This is a genomic window from Rhizobacter sp. P2_H2, from assembly GCF_056403375.1.
In genome coordinates, this window is the sequence record NZ_JBFUFP010000437.1 from 1 (window position 1) to 4298 (window position 4298).

Consider the following 4298-nt stretch of genomic DNA (forward strand, 5'->3'; position numbering starts at 1 on the left):
GTTCAAGTCGGAGCCGTCGGCGGCGCTGAAGGCCTTGTCGCGTTCCGACCCGAGCTTCTTCCGCCTCGTGCCCTACGACCTGGCCGGCTCGCGCGCCCATGCCCGCGAGCTGCAGCGGGCCGGCATCCTGCAGGCCGCCGAACTCGATGCGCTGATGGACGCGATCGACGCGATCGGGCGCGAGTTCGCCGCCGGCGCATTGCACCCGTCGCCGGCCGATGAAGACGTGCACACCTTCCTCGAGCGCGTGCTGACCGAGCGCCTGGGTGCCATCGGCGGCAAGCTGCGTGCCGGCCGCTCGCGCAACGACCAGGCCGCCAACGACCTGAAGCTGTACCTGCGCGACCGGGCGCGCTCGATCGCCGCCGCGGTGCTCGAGCTGCAGGCCGCGCTGTTGCAGCAGGCCGAGGCCCACGTCACGACGCTGTCGACCGGCTTCACGCACCTGCAGCCGGCGCAGCCGATCGTGTTCGCGCATCACCTGCTGGCGCATGCGCAGGCGATCGGCCGCAACGTCGACCGGCTGGTCGACTGGGATCGCCGCAGCGCCCGCTCGCCGCTCGGCGCCGCGGCGCTCGCCGGTTCGGCCCTGTGCCGCTCGCCCGAGCTGTCGGCGGCGGAGCTCGGCTACGACGCGCCGTGCGAGAACTCGATCGATGCGGTCGCGGCGCGCGACCACGTGTGCGAGTTCCTGTTCATCACCGGCATGCTGGCGGTGGAGTTGTCGCGCCTGTCGGAGGAGGTGGTGCTGTGGTCGTCGCGCCAGTTCCGCTGGGTGGTGCTCGACGACGCGTACTGCACCGGCAGTTCGATCATGCCGCAGAAGAAGAACCCCGACATCGCCGAGCTGAGCCGCGGCAAGGCCGGCCGCCTGATCGGCAACCTCACCGGGATGATGGCGGCGCTGAAGTCGCTGCCGCTCGCCTACAACCGCGACCTGGCCGAGGACAAGGGCGCGGCCTTCGACAGCGTCGACACGCTCGCGCTGGTGCTGCCGGCGATGGCCGGGATGATCCGCACGATGCGCGTCGACGCCGACGAGCTGCGCCGCCAGGCGCCGCTCGGCTTCACGCTCGCGACCGAGGTGGCCGACCGGCTCGCGCTGCGCGGCGTGYCGTTCAGCGAGGCGCACGAGATCACCGGCGCGCTCGTGAAGGCCTGCGAGGCGCAGGGCATCGAGCTGGGCGAGGCCCCGGCGGCGCTGCTGGCCGAGGTCGACCCGCGGCTCACCGCCGACCTGCGGCCGCACCTGACGCTGGAAGCCGCCGTCGCCGCGCGCACCGGGCACGGCGGCACCGCACCAGCCCGCGTGCACGAGCAGATCGGCCGCTTGAAGCTGCAACTGGCCGCGCAGGCGCTGTGGTGCGCCGACTACCGGGGGCCGCGATGCTGAGCGCCGGGCCCGTGCGCGCGCAGGACGACTTCGGCAGCATCTCGCACCTGACCCAGGTGCCGCGCCGCTACTGGGGCCGCTACCTCGCGACGGCGCTGATCCTCGCGGTGCTGCTGTTCATCGCGAACGCGTTCGCGCACGGCAAGATCGAATGGTCGTACGTCGCGCGGTTCCTGACCGCGCGCTCGATCCTCGAGGGGCTGCTGAACACCGTCGTGATGAGCGTGCTCGCGATGGCGCTGGGCATCGTGCTCGGTGTCGTGACCGCGGTGATGCGGCTGTCGGCGAACCCGGTGCTCAGCAGCGTCGCGCGCGGCTACACGTGGCTGTTCCGCGGCACGCCGGTGATCCTGCAGCTGCTGCTGTGGTTCAACCTGGCGCTGGTGTTCCCGACCCTCGGCCTGCCCGGGGTGTGGGAGCTGCGCACCGTCGACGTGATGACGCCGTTCCTCGCCGCGCTGCTCGGCCTGGGCATCAACCAGGGCGCCTACACCAGCGAGGTGGTGCGCGCGGGGCTGCTGTCGGTCGACGTCGGCCAGTACGAGGCGGCGAAGGCGCTCGGCATGCCGCGCCTGCTCGCGCTGCGCCGCGTGATCCTGCCGCAGGCGATGCGGGTCATCATCCCGCCGATCGGCAACGAGTTCGTCGGCATGATCAAGCTGACCTCGCTGGCCAGCGTGATCCAGTACGCCGAGATGCTGCACAGCGCGCAGAACATCTACTACGCGAACACGCGGGTGATCGAGCTGCTGATCGTCGCCGGCCTCTGGTACATCGCGGTCGTCACGGTGCTGTCGGTGCTGCAGGCGCGCGTCGAGGCCTTCTACGCACGCGGCGCCGGCCGCAAGGCGGCACGGCAATGAGCGCCGCCCCCACCGCCACCGCCACCGCCACCGCGGCGCTGCCGCCCCTCGTGCGCGCGGTCGACGTGCGCAAGCGCTTCGGCGATTTCGACGCGCTGCACGGCATCACCCTCGACATCGCGCCCGGCGAGGTGCTGTGCGTGGTCGGCCCCTCGGGCTCGGGCAAGAGCACCTTCCTGCGCTGCATCAACCAGCTCGAGACGGTGAGCGGCGGTGCGCTGTGGGTGGCCGGCGAGCTGCTCGGCTTCCGTCGCGCCGGCGACAGGCTGCATGCGTTGTCCGAAGGCGGCATCGCGCGCCAGCGCCTGAAGACCGGCATGGTGTTCCAGCGCTTCAACCTGTTCCCGCACATGACGGCGCTGGAGAACGTCACCGAAGGCCCGGTGCAGGTGCTGCGGCGCCCGCGCGCCGAGGTCGAGGCCGAGGCGCGGGCCCTGCTGGCGCGCGTGGGCCTCGCGAGCAAGTGCGATGCGTTCCCGATCGAGCTGTCGGGCGGCCAGCAGCAGCGCGTCGCGATCGCACGGGCGCTCGCGATGAAGCCGCAGCTGATGCTGTTCGACGAGCCGACCTCGGCGCTCGACCCCGAACTCGTCGGCGAGGTGCTGGGCGTGATGCGCGACCTCGCGCGCAGCGGCATGACGATGGTCGTCGTGACGCACGAGCTCGGCTTCGCGCGCGAGGTCGCGAGCCGCGTGATGTTCATGGACCAGGGCCGCGTGGTCGAGACCGGCACGCCGCAGCAGGTCCTGTCCGAACCGCGGCACGAGCGCACGCGCGAATTCATCTCGGCCGTGCGCGGCTGAGCGCCGCATCCCATCCACCTTCAACGGAGTCGTTCATGTCCTTCCGCCTCGGGGCCTCGGTCCTCTCGCTCTCCCTCTCCCTCGCCATCGCGCTGCCGGCCGCCCAGGCGCAGACGCGCGCGAAGGGCGCGCCGATCACCGCGGCCATCGTCTCGAACTACCCGCCGCTGGAATTCAAGGACCCGGCCACCGCGAAGCTCACCGGCTTCGACGTCGAGTTCGGCGAGGCGCTGGCCGCCAAGCTCGGCACCACGATCAAGTGGGAAGAGACCAGCTTCGACCAGATGCTCGCCTCGCTGGCCACCGGCCGCGTCGACATCATCCTGTCGGGCATGACCGATTTGCCGGCGCGCCGCGATGCGGTGCGCTTCATCGACTACCTGAAGACCGGCCCGCAGTTCTTCGTGCTGAAGGAGCGCGCCGCCGAGTTCGCGGGYATGGCCGCGCTGTGCGGCAGGAAGGTCGGCGCGAGCCGGCGCACCTCGTTCCCGGCCGAGATCGCCAAATGGAGCGACGACAACTGCGTGAAGGCCGGCAAGCCGCCGATCGCGGTCAGCGGCACCGAGGGATCGGCCGACGCCCGCACCCAGCTGCGCCAGGGCCGGCTCGACGCGGCGGTGCAGGGCGGCGAGACGCTGCCGTACATCATGGGCCAGGAGACCGGCACCTACGCGACGCTCGGCAAGCCGATCTCGTTCCAGTACGTGGGCCTCGCGATGCCGCGCAAGAGCGAGGCGCTGGCCGCCGAACTCGGCGAGGCGATGGCCAAGCTGATCGCCGACGGCACCTACGCGAAGATCGCCGCGAAATGGGGGCTGCAGGAGTTCACGGTGCCGAAGCTGATCGTCGACAGCGCGAACTGAGCCGGGCGCGCAGCGATGTCCGACACCGCCGCCATGCAGCTCGGGGCCTTCTGCGCCGCCACGCGCTTCGACGACCTGCCCGCGGCGCTGGTGGCGCGCACGAAGGCGCACCTGCTGGACACGCTCGGTGCGGCACTCGCCGGCAGCGCTGCGGCCGAGGCGCGCAGCGCGGTCGTGATGCTGGCGGGCGACACGGCCGGGGGCAGCGCGCCGGTGTGGGGCACGGGCCAGCGGCTCGGTGCGCGCGATGCGGCCTTCGCGAACGGCATCGCCGCGCATGCGCTGGAGCTCGACGACACCGGCGGCTGCGACCACTCCGGCGCGGTCGTGCTGCCGGCCGCGCTGGCGGCGCTCGGGCTGGTGCGTGCGCAGGCCG

General features: G+C 72.0%; 5 protein-coding genes. All 5 read left to right on the plus strand.

Features of this window, described 5'->3' with window-relative positions:
- On the plus strand, positions 1-1393 hold a 1393-nt coding region (argH, locus tag AC1D15_RS19815; RefSeq protein WP_477827324.1), incomplete at its 5' end, for an argininosuccinate lyase.
- Positions 1387-2256 carry an amino acid ABC transporter permease gene (locus AC1D15_RS19820; RefSeq protein WP_465112337.1) on the plus strand — a complete coding sequence of 290 codons (870 nt, stop codon included), beginning with the start codon at positions 1387-1389 and terminating at the stop codon, positions 2254-2256. The genes argH and AC1D15_RS19820, both read left to right, overlap by 7 nt.
- Positions 2253-3059, plus strand: a complete 807-nt coding sequence (locus AC1D15_RS19825) for an amino acid ABC transporter ATP-binding protein (protein WP_477827325.1) — start codon at positions 2253-2255, stop codon at positions 3057-3059. Before AC1D15_RS19820 ends, AC1D15_RS19825 begins: the two co-directional genes overlap by 4 nt.
- A 35-nt stretch (positions 3060-3094) precedes the next feature.
- Positions 3095-3922 carry an ABC transporter substrate-binding protein gene (locus AC1D15_RS19830; RefSeq protein ID WP_477827326.1) on the plus strand — a complete coding sequence of 276 codons (828 nt, stop codon included), beginning with the start codon at positions 3095-3097 and terminating at the stop codon, positions 3920-3922.
- A 15-nt stretch (positions 3923-3937) separates the two neighbouring features.
- Positions 3938-4298: MmgE/PrpD family protein (locus tag AC1D15_RS19835; RefSeq protein ID WP_477827327.1), on the plus strand; the 361-nt coding region annotated here is incomplete at its 3' end.